11 protein-coding genes and 1 rRNA gene are annotated in these 16,184 nt (G+C 55.4%); 8 read left to right on the top strand and 4 right to left on the bottom strand.

What is annotated here, in order from left to right:
- The first annotated feature begins 19 nt into the window (after positions 1–19).
- Together fis and NR795_RS17500 are read left to right on the top strand one after the other, a co-directional pair.
- Complete coding sequence (gene fis, locus NR795_RS17505; protein WP_000462905.1) at positions 20–316, top strand: DNA-binding transcriptional regulator Fis; 297 nt, start codon at positions 20–22, stop codon at positions 314–316.
- A gap of 238 nt (positions 317–554) precedes the next feature.
- The gene (locus tag NR795_RS17500; RefSeq protein WP_257758879.1) at positions 555–2,615 is read left to right on the top strand and encodes a bifunctional diguanylate cyclase/phosphodiesterase; all 2,061 of its coding nucleotides are present in this window, start codon (positions 555–557) and stop codon (positions 2,613–2,615) included.
- Positions 2,616–2,669: 54 nt separating this feature from the next.
- Here NR795_RS17500 and NR795_RS17495 read toward each other — a convergent pair whose 3' ends face one another.
- The 3 genes from NR795_RS17495 to NR795_RS17485 all read right to left on the bottom strand — a co-directional run bounded on the left by NR795_RS17495 (position 2,670) and on the right by NR795_RS17485 (position 10,229).
- Positions 2,670–5,789, bottom strand: coding sequence for an efflux RND transporter permease subunit (locus NR795_RS17495; RefSeq protein WP_257758878.1), 3,120 nt, complete (start codon positions 5,787–5,789; stop codon positions 2,670–2,672).
- Positions 5,790–5,815: 26 nt separating this feature from the next.
- On the bottom strand, positions 5,816–6,976 hold the full coding sequence (locus NR795_RS17490; protein WP_144817424.1) for an efflux RND transporter periplasmic adaptor subunit: 1,161 nt from the start codon (positions 6,974–6,976) through the stop codon (positions 5,816–5,818).
- Positions 6,977–7,106: 130 nt separating this feature from the next.
- Positions 7,107–10,229 (bottom strand): efflux RND transporter permease subunit, encoded by a 3,123-nt coding sequence (locus tag NR795_RS17485; RefSeq protein ID WP_257758877.1) that lies wholly within the window; start codon positions 10,227–10,229, stop codon positions 7,107–7,109.
- 240 nt (positions 10,230–10,469) lie between these two features.
- On the opposite strand from NR795_RS17485, the gene NR795_RS17480 reads away from it, so the two are divergent.
- The 6 genes from NR795_RS17480 (at position 10,470) to NR795_RS17455 (ending at position 15,975) form a co-directional block, all read left to right on the top strand.
- Complete coding sequence (locus tag NR795_RS17480; RefSeq protein ID WP_257758875.1) at positions 10,470–11,114, top strand: TetR family transcriptional regulator; 645 nt, start codon at positions 10,470–10,472, stop codon at positions 11,112–11,114.
- Positions 11,115–11,277: 163 nt separating this feature from the next.
- Positions 11,278–11,499 carry a hypothetical protein gene (locus NR795_RS17475; RefSeq protein WP_144817421.1) on the top strand — a complete coding sequence of 74 codons (222 nt, stop codon included), beginning with the start codon at positions 11,278–11,280 and terminating at the stop codon, positions 11,497–11,499.
- 303 nt (positions 11,500–11,802) lie between these two features.
- Positions 11,803–12,828 (top strand): amino acid ABC transporter substrate-binding protein, encoded by a 1,026-nt coding sequence (locus NR795_RS17470; RefSeq protein ID WP_257758874.1) that lies wholly within the window; start codon positions 11,803–11,805, stop codon positions 12,826–12,828.
- 85 nt (positions 12,829–12,913) lie between these two features.
- Positions 12,914–14,095, top strand: coding sequence for an amino acid ABC transporter permease (locus NR795_RS17465; protein WP_144817420.1), 1,182 nt, complete (start codon positions 12,914–12,916; stop codon positions 14,093–14,095).
- A gap of 9 nt (positions 14,096–14,104) precedes the next feature.
- Entirely contained in the window at positions 14,105–15,208 is a 1,104-nt protein-coding gene (locus NR795_RS17460) for an amino acid ABC transporter permease (protein WP_257758872.1), read from the top strand.
- A gap of 8 nt (positions 15,209–15,216) precedes the next feature.
- Complete coding sequence (locus NR795_RS17455; protein ID WP_144817418.1) at positions 15,217–15,975, top strand: amino acid ABC transporter ATP-binding protein; 759 nt, start codon at positions 15,217–15,219, stop codon at positions 15,973–15,975.
- Between the two features lie 93 nt (positions 15,976–16,068).
- On the opposite strand, the gene rrf is transcribed toward NR795_RS17455, so the two are convergent.
- A 5S ribosomal RNA gene (rrf, locus tag NR795_RS17450) occupies positions 16,069–16,184 on the bottom strand.

The following is a 16,184-nucleotide window of genomic DNA, read 5'->3' as shown; positions in this document are numbered from 1 at the left end:
ATAAAGAGCTGACAGAACTATGTTCGAACAACGCGTAAATTCTGACGTACTGACCGTTTCTACCGTTAACTCTCAGGACCAGGTAACTCAAAAACCCCTGCGTGATTCCGTGAAACAGGCACTGAAGAACTATTTTGCTCAACTGAACGGTCAGGATGTGAATGACCTGTATGAGCTGGTACTGGCTGAAGTTGAACAGCCCCTGTTGGACATGGTGATGCAATACACCCGCGGTAACCAGACCCGTGCTGCTCTGATGATGGGCATCAACCGTGGTACCCTGCGTAAGAAACTGAAAAAATACGGCATGAACTGATACTAATCAGTTAAGTGTTTGTTTAAAAAGGCGCTACTCGGCATGGGGATGCGCCTTTTTTGTTGCTGGTCTACCTGTTTTTTTTATCTGTACGAATTAACCTCTATTCCTCCTCAAAAACAGGGGTTTAAATCCCTTCCTCCGCTCTGAATTGGGTGCTAATGTCACTGCCCTTTATGCCCACGGGCATGAAGTTATAGCGATCAATAACCGTTATTGTGAATGAGTTGGTGGCATCATGCAGGTTAGCCAGTACGACCAGATCCTCGTCGTCATTTCTTTTATCGTTGCCATCATGGCAGCCTACACCGCCCTGAATATGGCAGGCCGGGTTTCGACCAATCCTGGCAAGGCCGGCTGGCTCTGGCTGGCCGGCGGCGGTCTTGCGCTGGGTATCGGCATCTGGGCCATGCATTTTATCGGCATGCTGGCGATGGAGCTGACCATGAGCATGAGCTACGATCGGCTGCTCACCGGCCTGTCGATGCTGATTGCCGTCGGCTCGTCCCTGTTTGCCCTATGGCTGGTCAGCACACCTCAGCTACGCCTGCGCCGCCTGCTGCCCGGCTCGCTGGTGATGGGCGGCGGCATTGCCGGGATGCACTACACCGGTATGGCGGCGTTAGAGGTATCACCGCCTATCGTGTGGGATATGCGCTGGGTGGCGATCTCGCTGCTGATTGCCCTGGGTGCGTCGCTGGCTGCGCTGTGGCTCACCTTCCGCCTGCGCCACGAGGCTGCGTTGGTGGCACAAATGCGCGCGGGAGCGGCTGTCCTGATGGGCATTGCCATTGCGGGTATGCACTATACCGGCATGATGGCAGCCCAGTTTCCGATGCAGCACTCAATCATGCATCATGGCGTAGACGGGAACTGGCTGGCGCTGCTGGTCAGCGTGGTGGCGCTCTCGATTCTGGGTATTACCCTGGTGGTCTCTATGCTGGATGCGCGTCTGCAGGCGCGCACCTCGCTGCTGGCGTCGTCGCTGGCGGAAGCCAACCGCGAGCTGGCCCAGCTGGCGCTGCACGATCCCCTCACCCGCCTACCTAACCGCGTGCTGCTGGAAGATCGGCTCGATCAGGCGATCAATAAAGCCCGTCGTGAAGGCTCGTTTTTTGCCCTGATGTTTATGGATCTTGACGGGTTTAAAACCGTCAACGACGCCTACGGTCATGACGTTGGCGATCGGCTGCTGATCGCCGTGACCGAGCGCCTGCTCCAGCCGCTGAAGGGCCAGTATACGCTGGCACGCATCGGCGGTGACGAGTTTGTCCTGCTGGCGGAGGTGAACGCCCCGGATGAGGCAGCTACCCTGGCGGATGCGCTGGTACGCACCATCGACCAGCCCTTTACCCTCGACCGTTACGATCTGGTGGTGACGCTAAGCGTCGGTATTGCCCTCTATCCTCACGACGGCAAGAACGAACGCGAGCTGATGTTTAATGCCGATGCCGCGATGTATCACACCAAGCATATGGGGCGTAACGGCTACCACTTCTTCCAGCCTTCGATGAATACCCTGGCGCAGACCCAGCTTCTGCTGATGAGCGACCTGTGGTTAGCGCTAGAGCGCAACGAGCTACGCCTTTTTTATCAGCCCAAGTTTCAGGCACCCGCTGGGCCAATCGTTGGCTTTGAAGCGCTGCTGCGCTGGCAGCACGGCGTTCACGGCCTGTTGACGCCGGACCGGTTTTTGCCACTGGCAGAAAAAACAGGCCTGATTATTCCCATTGGCAACTGGGTGATAGACGAGGCCTGCCGCCAGCTGAGCGAGTGGCGTCAGCAGGGGCATACGCACTGGACGGTGGCCGTTAACCTCTCGACTCTGCAATTTGAGCAGACGGGGCTGGTCGATCACGTGATGGCGTGTCTGGCGCGGTATCAGGTTCCGCCCGAGAGCCTGATCCTCGAAGTGACCGAAACCACCGCTATGACTAACCCGGATGAGAGCGTGCGCGTCTTGACCCGGCTCACCGACGCCGGGGTTAAGGCCTCAATTGATGATTTTGGTACCGGCTACTCCAGCCTGCTCTATCTGAAACGTCTGCCAGCCTGCGAGCTGAAGATTGACCGGGCGTTTGTTAAGGAGTTGAGCCGTGAAGGCGACGATGCCACTATCGTTTCCGCTATCGTGGCGTTGGCCAAGACGCTGAACCTTAAAGTGGTAGCGGAAGGCGTGGAGACGCAGGCCCAGCAGGCGTTTCTGACCGAGCTGGGCTGCAATACGCTGCAGGGCTATCTGCTGGGTAAACCTATCTCGGCCCAGGAGGCAACCCAGCTGGGAACCGAGACGAGATAAGAGTAACGCCGGGTGGCGCTCTGCTTACCCGGCCTACGACTCACTACGAACAACCTATTTCACTTCGGTTTTTTTAGTAAAGAACTGCCGTACCACGACAAAAAACACCGGTACGAAGAAGATCGCCAGCAGCGTCGCAGAGAGCATGCCGCCCAGTACCCCGGTTCCCACCGCGTTTTGTGCGCCGCTGCCTGCGCCGGAGCTGATCACCAGCGGCATGACGCCGAGGATAAAGGCCAGAGAGGTCATCAGGATCGGACGCAAGCGCATGCGAACCGCCTCAAGCGTCGCATCCACCAGCCCTTTGCCCTCTTTATCCATCAGATCTTTGGCAAACTCAACGATCAGAATGGCGTTCTTTGCCGATAGCCCGATGGTCGTTAACAGGCCAACCTGGAAGTAGACGTCGTTGTTCATTCCCCGCGCAAAGGCCGCCAGCAGCGCGCCTATCACCCCTAAAGGCACCACCAGCATAACCGAGAACGGAATCGACCAGCTCTCATACAGCGCCGCCAGGCAGAGGAAGACCACGATCAGCGAAATAGCGTACAGCGCCGGTGCCTGATTACCGGAGAGGCGCTCCTGGTAAGACATTCCCGTCCAGTCATAGCCGATACCGGATGGTAGCCCCGAGGCCAGCTTCTCCATGAGCTGCATCGCATCGCCAGTACTCTTACCCGGTGCAGCCTCGCCCAGAAGCTCCATCGATGGCAGGCCGTTATAGCGCTCCAGACGCGGCGAGCCATAGACCCAGTGCGAGGTAGTAAAGGCCGAGAATGGCGTCATCTCCCCGTTGCTGCTGCGAACGTAGAGATTATTTACGTCCGTAGGCAGCATGCGGTACTGGGCGTCCGCCTGCACGTAAACTTTTTTTACCCGCCCATGATCGATAAAGTCATTTACATAGGTGCCACCCAGGGCGGTAGAGATGGTTTGGTTAATCTCCGAGAGATCGATCCCCAGTGCCTGGGCCTTTTCGATATCCACCTCCAGCTTAAACTGCGGGGTATCCTCAAGGCCGTTGGGCCGCACGCGCACGACCTGGTCCGGATACTTCTGTACCTCTGCCAGCAGCTTATTGCGTGCGCTGGTCAGCGCCTCATGCCCGAGGTTACCCTGGTCAATGAGCTCAAAGTCAAAGCCCGTGGCCGTGCCCAGCTCGATAATTGCCGGGAGGTTAAACGGAAAGACCAGACCGTCGCTGATTTTGCTGAAGGCTTTGGTGGCACGCTCTACGATACCGCCGACGCCGTTCTCTTTACCAGGGCGCTGCTCCCATGGCTTAAGGCTGATAAAGGCCATCCCGGAGTTCTGCCCCTGACCACTGAAGCTGTAGCCATTGACGGTCAGGACGGAGTCAACGTTCGCCTTCTCACTGTTAAGGTAGTAATCAGTGACCTTATCCAACACCTTCTGCGTGCGTGCTTGGGTTGCCCCGGCAGGCAGCTGCACCATGGTCATAAAGACGCCCTGATCTTCATCAGGCAGAAATGAGGTGGGCAGGCGTAAAAACAGCACCGCCATACCACCGACAATCAGCACGTAGATCAGCAGGTAGCGTCCTGTGCCGTTGATGATGCGGGCAACGCTTTCCGTGTAGTGATGCGTGCTACGATCGAACAGGCGGTTAAACCAGCCAAAAAAGCCTTTTTTCTCCCCGTGCGTATCGGGGTCCACCGGCTTTAACAGCGTGGCGCAGAGGGCCGGGGTAAGGATGAGCGCCACCAGCACCGAAAGCGCCATCGCCGAGACAATGGTAATCGAGAACTGACGATAGATCGCACCGGTAGAGCCGCCAAAGAAGGCCATTGGGATAAAGACCGCCGAGAGCACCATGGCGATCCCCACTAGCGCGCCCTGGATCTGCGACATCGACTTCTCCGTCGCCTCTTTCGGCGGGAGATGATCCTCCGCCATCACACGCTCGACGTTTTCTACCACCACGATAGCATCGTCCACCAGCAGGCCTATCGCCAGCACCATACCGAACATGGTGAGCGTATTGATGGAGTAGCCAAACGCCGAGAGGATCGCAAAGGTCCCGAGCAGAACAACCGGCACGGCGATGGTGGGGATCAGCGTGGCGCGAATATTCTGCAGGAACAGGTACATCACCAGGAAGACCAGGATAATGGCCTCAAACAGGGTTTTTACTACCTCATGGATAGAGATCTTCACAAAGGGCGTGGTGTCATAGGGGTAGACCACTTTCATACCCTGAGGGAAGAACGGCTGCAGCTCGTTGAGCTTGGCTTTGATGGCGGTAGCGGTATCCAGCGCATTGGCGCCGGTTGCCAGCTTGATGCCGATCGCCGCCGCATCCTGACCGTTAATTTTTGTGACTGTGTTGTAGTTCTCTCCCCCCAGTTCAATGCGAGCCACGTCTTTCAGCCGCACCTGCGAGCCATCGCCGTTGACCCTCAGCGTGATGTTGCCAAACTCCTCCGGATCCTTCAGTCGGGTTTGGGCAATGATTGACGCATTAAGCTGCTGGTTAGGGATTGATGGCGTACCGCCGAGCTGGCCAGCGGCAATCTGATCGTTTTGCACCTTGATCTGATTAACCACGTCCACCGGCGTCAGACTGTATTTATTGAGCAGATCGGCGTTTAGCCAGATACGCATTGCATACTGGGCACCGAACAGCTGCACGTCGCCGACGCCGTTGGTACGGCTAATGGCATCTTTAACGTTAGAGGCCACGTAATCGGATATATCGTCCTGATTGAGGCTCTTGTTCTCAGAGGTGAAGCCCACCACCATTAAAAAGCTGCTGCTGGACTTCTCAACGCTGATCCCCTGCTGCTGAACCTCCTGCGGCAGCAGCGGCATCGCCAGCTGCAGTTTGTTCTGCACCTGAACCTGAGCAATGTCCGGATCCGTACCTGATTTGAAAGTAAGCGTAACCGTGACGCTTCCCGCCGAGTCGCTGGTGGATGACATGTACATCAGGTTATCGATGCCGTTCATGTTCTGCTCAATAACCTGCGTGACGGTATCCTGCACCGTTTGGGCATCCGCTCCCGGATAGGTAGCGCTAATGGCGATCGCCGGCGGTGCTATGGTCGGGTATTGCGCGATGGGCAGCTGTAAGATTGCCAGCGCCCCGGCAATCATCAAAATAATTGCCAGCACCCAGGCAAAAATCGGACGATCGATAAAAAACTTAGCCATCTTTTGCTCTCATTGGGTTTATACAATTAACGCGCAGCGGCGGTTTGGCTCGCCGTACTCGGGGCGATAGTCACCGTTGCCCCAGGACGAGCCCGCTGCAATCCGCTGACGATGACTTTTTCACCCTCCTTCAGACCGTCCGTAATGAGCCACTTATCGCCAATAGCCTGCGACGCGACGACGTTGCGTGGTTCAACCTGATTTTTAGCGTTGACCAGCAGCACGGTGGCATCGCCTCGGGCGTTGCGGGTGACGCCCTGCTGCGGCACAAGAATGGCAGTAGGTTGCACGCCCTCGTCGATGCGCGCCCGGACGAACATGCCTGGCAGCAGAGTGTGTTGTGGATTAGGGAATACCGCGCGGATGGTGATAGACCCCGTACTTTCATCGACGGTGACGTCTGAGAACTGCAGCGTACCTTTTAGCGGATAGCGCTGGCCGTTTTCAGTTAACAGCTCAACCTCCGTTGTACCGCTATTTTTTTGCAGATTGCCCTGCTCGACGGCCTGCTTCAGGCGCATAAAATCATTGCTCGACTGGGTCACGTCGACATAGACGGGATCCAGCTGCTGCACGGTTGCCAGCGCGGTGCTCTGGCCATTGGTTACCAACGCCCCTTCGGTCACCGTTGATTTGCCAATGCGGCCGTTAATCGGCGACCGAACCTGGGTATAGGCAAGGTTAATTCTTGCTGTTTCAACGGCAGCCTTCGCAGCCTGTACCGTGGCATCAGCCTGCTGAGCATCGGCAATGGCCGTGTCATACTCTTGCTGGCTGATATACTGCGTGCCGACGAGCGGCAGGTAGCGCTTAACGGTAAGGTGGGCAATTTTCGCCGCGGCCTGGGCCTTTGCCAGCTCGCCCTGAGCGCTGGCATAGTCGGCCTGATAGGTCGCAGGATCGATCTGGTACAGCGACTGGCCTGCGGTAATATCCGCCCCTTCCACGAAATTACGCCGTAAAATAATACCGCTCACCTGAGGCCGCACTTCAGCAATACGAAACGCTTCGGTTCTGCCGGGGAGTTCCGTGGTGACTGCCAGCGGGGCAGCTTTTACCTGATAAACACTGACCTCCGGCGCAGCGGCTTTTTTCGCGCCGTCGCCGTTATCATTACAGCCACTGAGTAGACCCGCCGACATTAATACTAATGACGACAGGCGGAAATATTCACCAAATTTATTCATTGCAGTTCCTCAAAAACACAACGCACGGCGCTAACCGCAAAAATCCACGATAAAAAATAATTCATATCAATAAATGAAATTATTTAATCAGCCCAATGAATAATTAATGACTCATCGGAAAGAGAAATAGTTATTGCTGCTGTACACGTGCGGAGCTCGAACGTGTTAAACGCCGACAGACGACGACAAAAAATACCGGCACAAAGAATATTGCCAATAGAGTCGCCGCAATCATTCCACCCATTACGCCCGTGCCGACCGCATTTTGTGCCCCGCTGCCTGCCCCAGTACTAAGCACTAGCGGCATAACGCCTAAAATAAAGGCCAGGGAGGTCATCAGAATGGGACGCAGGCGCATTCTGACCGCTTCAAGCGTGGCTTCAATAAGGCTTTTGTGCTCTTTATCCATCAGGTCCTTGGCAAACTCGACAATCAGAATGGCATTTTTTGCCGATAGCCCAATGGTGGTGAGCAGGCCTACCTGAAAATAGACGTCGTTACTCAGACCGCGCAGGCTCGCCGCCAGCAGCGCCCCCACGACGCCCAGCGGTACAACCAGCATGACCGAGAAGGGAATCGACCAGCTCTCATACAGGGCAGCGAGGCAGAGAAAAACGACCACCAGCGAAATAGCGTACAGCGCTGGAGCCTGGTTACCTGACAGCCGCTCCTGATAGGACATGCCGGTCCAGTCAAAACCCACGCCAGCCGGGAGCTGCGACGCCAGGGTCTCCATGAGCTTCATCGCTTCACCACTGCTTTTGCCCGGCGCGGCCTCACCGAGGATCTCCATAGAAGGCAGGCCGTTATAGCGTTCCAGCCGAGGTGAACCCTGGATCCAACGGGCGCTGGAGAAGCTAGAGAACGGCACCATACCGCCGGCCTGGTTGCGAACGTACCATGTGTTAATGTCATCCGGCATCATGCGATAGAGGGCATCGGCCTGGGCATAGACCTTTTTTACGCGTCCGTTATCAATAAAGTCGTTAACGTAGGTGCTGCCCAACGCGGTGGCGATGGTGTTATTAATATCGCTCAGCGAGACGCCCAGTGCCTGGGCTTTCTCTTGATCGACATTAAGCTTGAACTGGGGCATATCTTCCAGGCCGTTAGGCCGCGTTCTGACCAGCATGTCCGGATGCTGCGCCGCCTGCATCAGCAGCTGGTTACGCGCGGCAGTCAACGCCGTATGGCCCAGCCCCGCCTGATCGATCAGCTCAAAGTCGAACCCGGTGGCGGTGCCCAGTTCAGTAATGGCTGGCAGGTTAAAGGCGAAAACCATCCCATCCTTGATGCGGCTAAAGGCTTTCGTGGCCCGGCTGACGATAGCGGCAACGCGATCTTCTTTCGCTTCACGCTGGGCCCACGGCGTCAGGCGTACAAAGGCCAGGCCGTTGTTCTGCCCTTTACCGTTCAGACCAAAGCCAGTTACGGTAAAAACAGAATCGACGTTGTTTTTCTCATGTGTCAGATAGTAATCCGTTACCTCGCGCATGATCTTTTCCGTTCGCGCCTGCGTCGCGCCGGCAGGCAGCGTGACCATCGTCAGAAACACGCCCTGATCCTCTTCGGGTAAAAACGAGGTCGGCAGCCGCAGGAATAGCACCGCCATTCCAATCACGATCACAACATAAACAATGATATAGCGTCCCGTGCAGTGGAGCAGCTTCTGCACGCTGCCGGTATAGTGCTGAGTGCTCTGCTCAAACAGGCGGTTGAAGCGGCTAAACAGCCGATGGGTCTTATCGTGCTGCACCGGCTTAAGCAGTGTTGCACACAGGGCGGGCGTCAGGATCAGGGCGACCAGCACCGAGAGCGCCATCGCCGAGACAATGGTGATAGAGAACTGCCGGTAGATGACCCCGGTCGATCCGCCAAAAAAGGCCATGGGAATAAAGACCGCAGAGAGCACCATCGCAATGCCTACCAGCGCCCCCTGGATCTGGCTCATTGACTTCTGCGTGGCCTCCTTTGGCGGCAGCCCTTCATCAGTCATCACGCGCTCGACGTTTTCGACGACGACAATGGCATCATCCACCAGCAGGCCGATGGCCAGCACCATGCCAAACATGGTGAGTGTATTGATGGAGTAGCCAAACGCCGCCAGCACCGCAAAGGTTCCCAGCAGCACCACCGGCACGGCGATGGTCGGGATGAGTGTCGCACGCAGGTTTTGCAGGAAGAGATACATCACCAGGAACACCAGCACAATTGCTTCAAATAACGTTTTAAATACTTCCCGGATGGAGATGTTGATAAATGGCGTCGTGTCGTAGCTGTAGACCAGCTTCAGGCCGTGCGGAAAATAGGATTGCAGGTGCGCCATCTGCTGCTTTACCGCATCGGCGGTGGAGAGCGCATTCGCCCCCGTCGCCAGCTTGATACCCAGCCCCGCCGAGGGTTTTCCATTATAGCGGGCCACGACGTTGTAGTTCTCACCGCCGCGTTCAATGCGGGCAACATCGCGTAGCAGCACGCGCGAACCATCGGTCTGCACTTTTAGGGTAATGTTGCCAAACTCCTGCGGGGTACGCAGACGGGTCTGGGCGATAATTGAGGCGTTGAGCTGCTGCGTCGCTGGCGAAGGGGTGCCCCCCAGCTGCCCGGCAGCAATCTGGCTGTTCTGCGCTTTGATTTCGTTAACCACGTCGAGGGTGGTCAGCTGATACTGGTTGAGCTTGCTGGGATCGAGCCAGATACGCATCGCATACTGCGCGCCAAACAGCTGGACATCACCGACCCCTTCCGTGCGGCTCACCGGATCCTTGATATTGGAAGAGATGTAGTCGGCAATGTCGTCCTGCGACATGCTGCCATCATCTGAAATAAAGCCCATGACCAGCAGGAAGTTGCTGCTCGATTTTTTGACGTTGATGCCCTGCTGCTGGACCTCCTGCGGCAGCAGCGGCATGGCAAGCTGCAGCTTGTTCTGCACCTGAACCTGGGCGATATCGGGATCGGTCCCGGAATTAAAGGTTAAGGTGACCGTAACGCCGCCCGAGGAGTCGCTGGTCGAGGACATATACATCAGGTTATCGAGGCCGTTCATGTTCTGTTCGATCACCTGGGTGACCGTGTCCTGCACGGTCTGTGCATCCGCGCCGGGATAGGTAGCGTTAATGGCAATGGCGGGTGGCGCAATCGTAGGATACTGCGCAACAGGCAGCTTAATGACGGCCAGCGCACCTGCCAGCATCAAGATAATCGCCAGTACCCAGGCGAAAATCGGGCGATCGATAAAGAACTTTGCCATATAAACGTATTACCTTTTCTCTTTTATCACCGGATTTTATTACCGAATGGCGTCAGCATTCATTATCCAAATAAATACTTTATTTAATAACATTCATATAGTGAATATTTATTAACGCATAGCGAAAATAGTGGCGCTATGTTGAATGAACAATAAAAAAATGCAAGGATAGATAGTACGTTCCCGGGTATATTTTATTCAACAAATGTAAATCCCGCTTTTGGCCTGACGGTGACATCCATGGCGAAAAAGACAAAAGAAGAGGCAGCCAAAACACGGCAGCTATTAATTGACACGGCTATTTTAACATTCGCGCAGCAGGGCTTTTCCAATACAACGCTCGATGATATCGCCTGCGCAGCAAATATGACACGCGGTGCTATCTACTGGCATTTTACAAATAAAACAGAATTATTTAACGCTATCTGGCAGGAGCAACGGCCGCTAAGAGAGCGGTTAGATCGTAAAGCGCGGTTACATTTTAGCAACGATCCACAAGGGTTATTCCGCCATAGCTTAACAGAGGCGCTGCGTTTAATTGCAAAAAGCCCTTTCGAACAAGCGCTCGTAGAAATTCTTTACCATAAATGCGAATTTACACAAAATATGACGTCGGAAGCGGAAATACGTGAACGTCTGTTTTTTAATCCTGCAAACGTTGCTGAAATGTTAGAGAAATGCCAGCAGCAGGATCCGCAGTTTCTGAGCGGCAGCGTGGAAACAGCGCTGATTATCATCCAGGGGTACCTGAGCGGAATTGTTAAAAACTGGCTGATGCTGGGCAAATGCTTCGACCTTGCCACACTGGCTCCCCAGTTGGTGGAAGGCCTGCTGGTCATGCTACGCATGATGCCTGATGAGCGAAAAGTGAAGCTAAGCGCATAAGCCCGCAGCGCTCCAGCTCCATCTTTTCTCCTTAATCTGCTATCCGGGGCCGTTTCTCTCCATCTTTTTTACATTGGACACGCTTTGTAAGAATAGAGGCATAAGTGCCAGCCGCGGCCAGTGGTACAATACCGCCATTCACATAAATGAGGTGAATGTGACCATGAAAAAATTCATTGCCGTTGCACTGTTATCTACCGTTCTTGCAGGCTGTGCCCACGACTCTCCGTGCGTACCAACCTATGACGATCAGGGCCGACTTGTGCATACCAATACCTGCATGAAAGGGACCACTCAGGATAACTGGGAAACCGCAGGGGCGGTTGCTGGCGGTGCTGCCGCGATTGCTGGCCTGACGCTGGGTATTGTGGCCTTAACCAAATAATCTGACTCAAGGCGTGGCTCCCCCCACGCCTTCTTTTTTTGCTCCTGCCTGGTGCAATCCTCACGTAGCGAAACTATTTTCGCTCTGTTTTGTGGCGTCGGTTAACTTTTCGCCCTATTTCAGTGCGCTTTCTCTCTTTTTTCCTGTCTACACTCTGCATATTGCGGGGAGAACGCCCCTTTTCCGCCTTCCGCAAACCTGGCACTACCTTTGCTTTAAAGAGTATGGCCAATGCCACAGACAGGTTTCAGGCGTCTCCCAGGCGCCTCTTTATAACAATAATTTCGCCACACAGGATGCATTATGAAAAAGATGACGATCGCCAGCCTGGCTGCCGCCGGTGCGCTGTTTGCCGTTGTAAACCAGGCGCATGCTGGCGCAACGCTGGATGCCGTAAAGAGTAAAGGCTTTGTGCAGTGCGGTATCAGCGATGGCCTGCCAGGTTTCTCCTATGCAGATGCCAACGGCAAGTTTGCCGGGATTGATGTAGACGTGTGCCGTGGCGTCGCTGCTGCCGTTTTTGGCGATGATACTAAAGTGAAGTACACCCCGCTGACGGCCAAAGAGCGCTTCACCGCCCTGCAGTCCGGAGAAGTCGACGTCCTGTCGCGTAATACTACCTGGACCTCCTCTCGCGATGCGGGCATGGGCATGGCGTTCACCGGCGTGACCTACTACGACGGCATTGGCTTCCTGACCCACAATAAAGCGGGCCTGAAGAGTGCCAAAGAGCTGGACGGCGCTACCGTCTGTATCCAGGCCGGTACCGATACTGAGCTGAACGTGGCGGACTATTTCAAATCCAACAACATGAAGTATACCCCGGTCACTTTTGACCGCTCCGATGAGTCTGCGAAGGCGCTGGAGTCTGGCCGCTGCGATACCCTCGCTTCTGACCAGTCCCAGCTCTATGCGCTGCGCATCAAGCTGAGCACGCCGGGCGAGTGGATCGTTCTGCCGGAAGTGATCTCTAAAGAGCCGCTGGGCCCTGTGGTTCGCCGCGGCGATGAAGAGTGGTTCTCTATTGTTCGCTGGACCCTGTTCGCGATGCTGAACGCAGAAGAGATGGGCATCACCTCTAAAAACGTTGATGAGAAAGCGGCTAATCCAGCAACTCCAGATATGGCGCATCTGTTAGGCAAAGAGGGCGACTACGGTAAGGACCTGAAGCTTGATAACAAATGGGCCTACAACATTATCAAGAAAGTGGGTAACTACGCTGAAATCTTCGAGCGTAACGTGGGATCGGAAAGCCCGCTGAAGATTAAACGCGGCCAGAACAACCTCTGGAACAACGGCGGGATCCAGTACGCGCCGCCGGTGCGCTAAGCTACCGGCACGCTAAGGTAGAGTGCTGTAACGGGCACTGCGCAGGCAGTGCCCAGCCCAGAGTTAAGGTTACCGAGGTTTTCCTATGTCCCAACGCCGCCCAACCGTTAAAGGATCGTTCTCCCTTTCTAACCCCGCGGTTCGCGCCTGGCTGTTTCAGATCATCGCTATCGTGGCCGTTGTCAGCGTCGCGATCTATTTGATACACAACACCGTTACTAACCTGAGCAACCGAGGTATCACCTCCGGCTTTGCCTTTCTCGATCGCGGGGCCGGATTCGGTATCGTTCAGCACCTGATCGATTATGAGCAGGGTGATACCTATGGTCGCGTATTCCTGGTCGGCCTGCTCAATACGCTGCTGGTCTCTGCTCTTTGTATTGTTTTTGCCTCGTTTCTGGGGTTCTTCCTCGGCCTTGCACGCCTGTCTGAAAACTGGCTGCTGCGCAAGCTGTCGACGATCTATATCGAAACTTTCCGTAATATCCCGCCGCTGCTGCAGATCTTCTTCTGGTATTTTGCCGTGCTGCGCAACCTGCCGGGGCCGCGTCAGGCGGTAAGCGCTTTTGATCTGGCGTTCCTCAGCAACCGTGGGCTCTATATTCCGGCCCCCGCGCTTGGCGAAGGCATCGTTGGTTTCATCGTAGCGGTGCTGATTGCCGTCGCCATTACCGTGGGGCTATATCGCTTCAACCGAACGCATCAGATGAAAACCGGCCAGCTGCGGCGGACATGGCCAACCGCGCTCGGGTTGATTATTCTGCTGCCGCTGCTGTCTCATTGGCTGTTCGGCGCGGCACTACACTGGGATGTCCCCGAGCTGCGCGGCTTTAACTTCCGTGGCGGAATGGCGCTGATCCCGGAGCTGGCGGCGTTGACCCTGGCCCTGTCGGTTTACACCTCCGCATTTATTGCTGAAATCATTCGCTCGGGCATTCAGTCGGTGCCCTTTGGGCAGCATGAGGCCGCACGCTCGCTGGGTTTGCCTAATCCGGTAACACTGCGCCAGGTCATTATCCCGCAGGCGATGCGGGTGATCATTCCACCGCTGACTAGCCAGTATCTCAACATTGTGAAGAACTCGTCGCTGGCGGCTGCAATAGGTTATCCCGATATGGTGTCATTGTTTGCCGGAACGGTGCTGAACCAAACCGGGCAGGCTATTGAGACGATTGCTATCACGATGTCGGTCTACCTGATTATTAGCCTGACGATCTCCCTGCTAATGAATATCTATAACCGCCGTATCGCCCTGGTCGAGCGCTAAGGATCCATGATGACAAAAGCACTTCTGTCTCACCCCGCGCGCCCGGCCCGTGCCGGTACTGGACGCTATCTCCAGTGGGCGCGAAAAAATCTGTTCTCCAGCTGGTCGAATAGCCTGCTGACGCTGGTCGCACTGTGGCTGATGTGGGAGCTCATTCCTCCCCTACTGAACTGGGCGCTGTTCCAGGCTAACTGGGTTGGTACTACCCGTGCGGACTGCACCAGGGAGGGCGCCTGCTGGGTCTTCATTCATGAACGATTCGGCCAGTTTATGTATGGGCTCTATCCTCATGACGAGCGCTGGCGCATCAACACCGCGCTGGTGATTGGCCTGCTCTCGATTATACCGATGTTCTGGAATGCGCTGCCCAAACGTGGACGCTACATTGCCTGCTGGGCCGTGATCTATCCGCTGGTCGTGTGGGGGCTGATGTACGGGGGTTTTCTCGGGCTGGAGCGTGTCGAAACACGCCAGTGGGGCGGCCTGACGCTCACATTGATCATCGCTTCCGTGGGAATTGCTGGCGCGTTGCCGCTGGGGATCTTACTCGCCCTTGGCCGACGCTCAACCATGCCGGTGGTACGCATTCTGTCTGTGATTTTTATTGAATTCTGGCGAGGCGTACCGCTGATCACCGTGCTGTTTATGTCCTCGGTGATGCTGCCGCTGTTCATGTCGGAAGGGACCAGCATTGATAAGCTGGTGCGAGCGCTGGTAGGGGTGATTCTGTTCCAGTCGGCCTACGTGGCCGAGGTGGTACGAGGCGGGCTGCAGGCGCTGCCCAAAGGGCAGTATGAAGCCGCTGAATCACTGGCGCTGGGTTACTGGAAAACCCAGGGGCTGGTGATCCTGCCTCAGGCGCTGAAGATGGTGATTCCTGGTCTGGTAAACACCATCATCGCCCTCTTTAAGGATACGAGCCTGGTGATCATCATCGGCCTGTTCGATCTCTTTAGCAGCGTGCAGCAGGCGACGGTCGATCCCGAATGGCTGGGGATGTCGACAGAGGGCTATGTTTTTGCCGCACTGGTCTACTGGATTTTCTGTTTTAGCATGTCGCGCTATAGCCAGCATCTGGAGAAGCGCTTTAACACCGGGCGTACACCGCACTGAGGATCACCATGAGTAATATGACTATGCAACCTGCCGACGCGATGATTACGCTCGAGAACGTAAATAAGTGGTACGGGCAGTTCCATGTACTGAAAGACATCAACCTGAACGTAAAACAGGGGGAGCGTATTGTACTTTGCGGCCCTTCCGGATCGGGTAAATCAACCACCATTCGCTGCATTAACCATCTGGAAGAGCATCAGCAGGGCCGTATCGTTGTGGATGGCATCGAACTGAATGAAGATATCCGCAATATTGAGAAAGTACGCCAGGAAGTGGGGATGGTGTTTCAACACTTTAATCTCTTTCCGCACCTGACGGTGTTGCAGAACTGCACTCTCGCGCCTATCTGGGTGCGTAAAATGCCGAAGAAAGAGGCCGAAGCGCTGGCGATGCACTATCTTGAGCGCGTGCGTATTGCCGAGCATGCACATAAGTTTCCCGGTCAGATCTCGGGCGGGCAGCAGCAGCGCGTTGCGATTGCCCGCTCACTCTGCATGAAACCTAAAATCATGCTGTTTGATGAGCCCACCTCTGCGCTGGACCCAGAGATGGTTAAGGAGGTGCTCGATACCATGATTGGTTTGGCGGAGTCGGGCATGACCATGCTGTGTGTGACGCACGAGATGGGTTTTGCCCGTACGGTTGCTGACCGCGTGATCTTTATGGATCGTGGGGAGATCGTCGAGCAGGCCGCGCCTGAAGAGTTCTTTGCCCATCCGAAATCAGAACGTACCCGCGCGTTTCTCTCGCAGGTTATTCATTAGGATCGTATTGCCGGGCAAATGCAATGCCGCCCGGCGTTTAATACCATAACGCAAAAAGGCCATCCTTTCGGATGGCCTTCTGCTTTATTTGATGCCTGGCAGTTCCCTACTCTCGCATGGGGAGACCCCACACTACCATCGGCGCTACGGCGTTTCACTTCTGAGTTCGGCATGGGGTCAGGTGGGACCACCGCGCTAGTGCCGCCAGG

The organism is Pseudescherichia sp. L3 (genome assembly GCF_024656065.1).
Lineage (GTDB): Bacteria > Pseudomonadota > Gammaproteobacteria > Enterobacterales > Enterobacteriaceae > Pseudescherichia.
The sequence above is the reverse complement of the archived record's forward strand: the minus strand, read 5'-3'. Positions and strand labels throughout refer to the sequence as shown.

Excerpts from the sequence above, each read along its gene's own strand:
- fis (WP_000462905.1), top strand. The coding sequence starts at position 20 with ATGTTCGAACAACGCGTAAATTCTGACGTACTGACCGTTTCTACCGTT.
- NR795_RS17500 (WP_257758879.1), top strand. The coding sequence starts at position 555 with ATGCAGGTTAGCCAGTACGACCAGATCCTCGTCGTCATTTCTTTTATC.
- NR795_RS17495 (WP_257758878.1), bottom strand. The coding sequence starts at position 5,789 with ATGGCTAAGTTTTTTATCGATCGTCCGATTTTTGCCTGGGTGCTGGCA.
- NR795_RS17490 (WP_144817424.1), bottom strand. The coding sequence starts at position 6,976 with ATGAATAAATTTGGTGAATATTTCCGCCTGTCGTCATTAGTATTAATG.
- NR795_RS17485 (WP_257758877.1), bottom strand. The coding sequence starts at position 10,229 with ATGGCAAAGTTCTTTATCGATCGCCCGATTTTCGCCTGGGTACTGGCG.
- NR795_RS17480 (WP_257758875.1), top strand. The coding sequence starts at position 10,470 with ATGGCGAAAAAGACAAAAGAAGAGGCAGCCAAAACACGGCAGCTATTA.
- NR795_RS17475 (WP_144817421.1), top strand. The coding sequence starts at position 11,278 with ATGAAAAAATTCATTGCCGTTGCACTGTTATCTACCGTTCTTGCAGGC.
- NR795_RS17470 (WP_257758874.1), top strand. The coding sequence starts at position 11,803 with ATGAAAAAGATGACGATCGCCAGCCTGGCTGCCGCCGGTGCGCTGTTT.
- NR795_RS17465 (WP_144817420.1), top strand. The coding sequence starts at position 12,914 with ATGTCCCAACGCCGCCCAACCGTTAAAGGATCGTTCTCCCTTTCTAAC.
- NR795_RS17460 (WP_257758872.1), top strand. The coding sequence starts at position 14,105 with ATGACAAAAGCACTTCTGTCTCACCCCGCGCGCCCGGCCCGTGCCGGT.
- NR795_RS17455 (WP_144817418.1), top strand. The coding sequence starts at position 15,217 with ATGAGTAATATGACTATGCAACCTGCCGACGCGATGATTACGCTCGAG.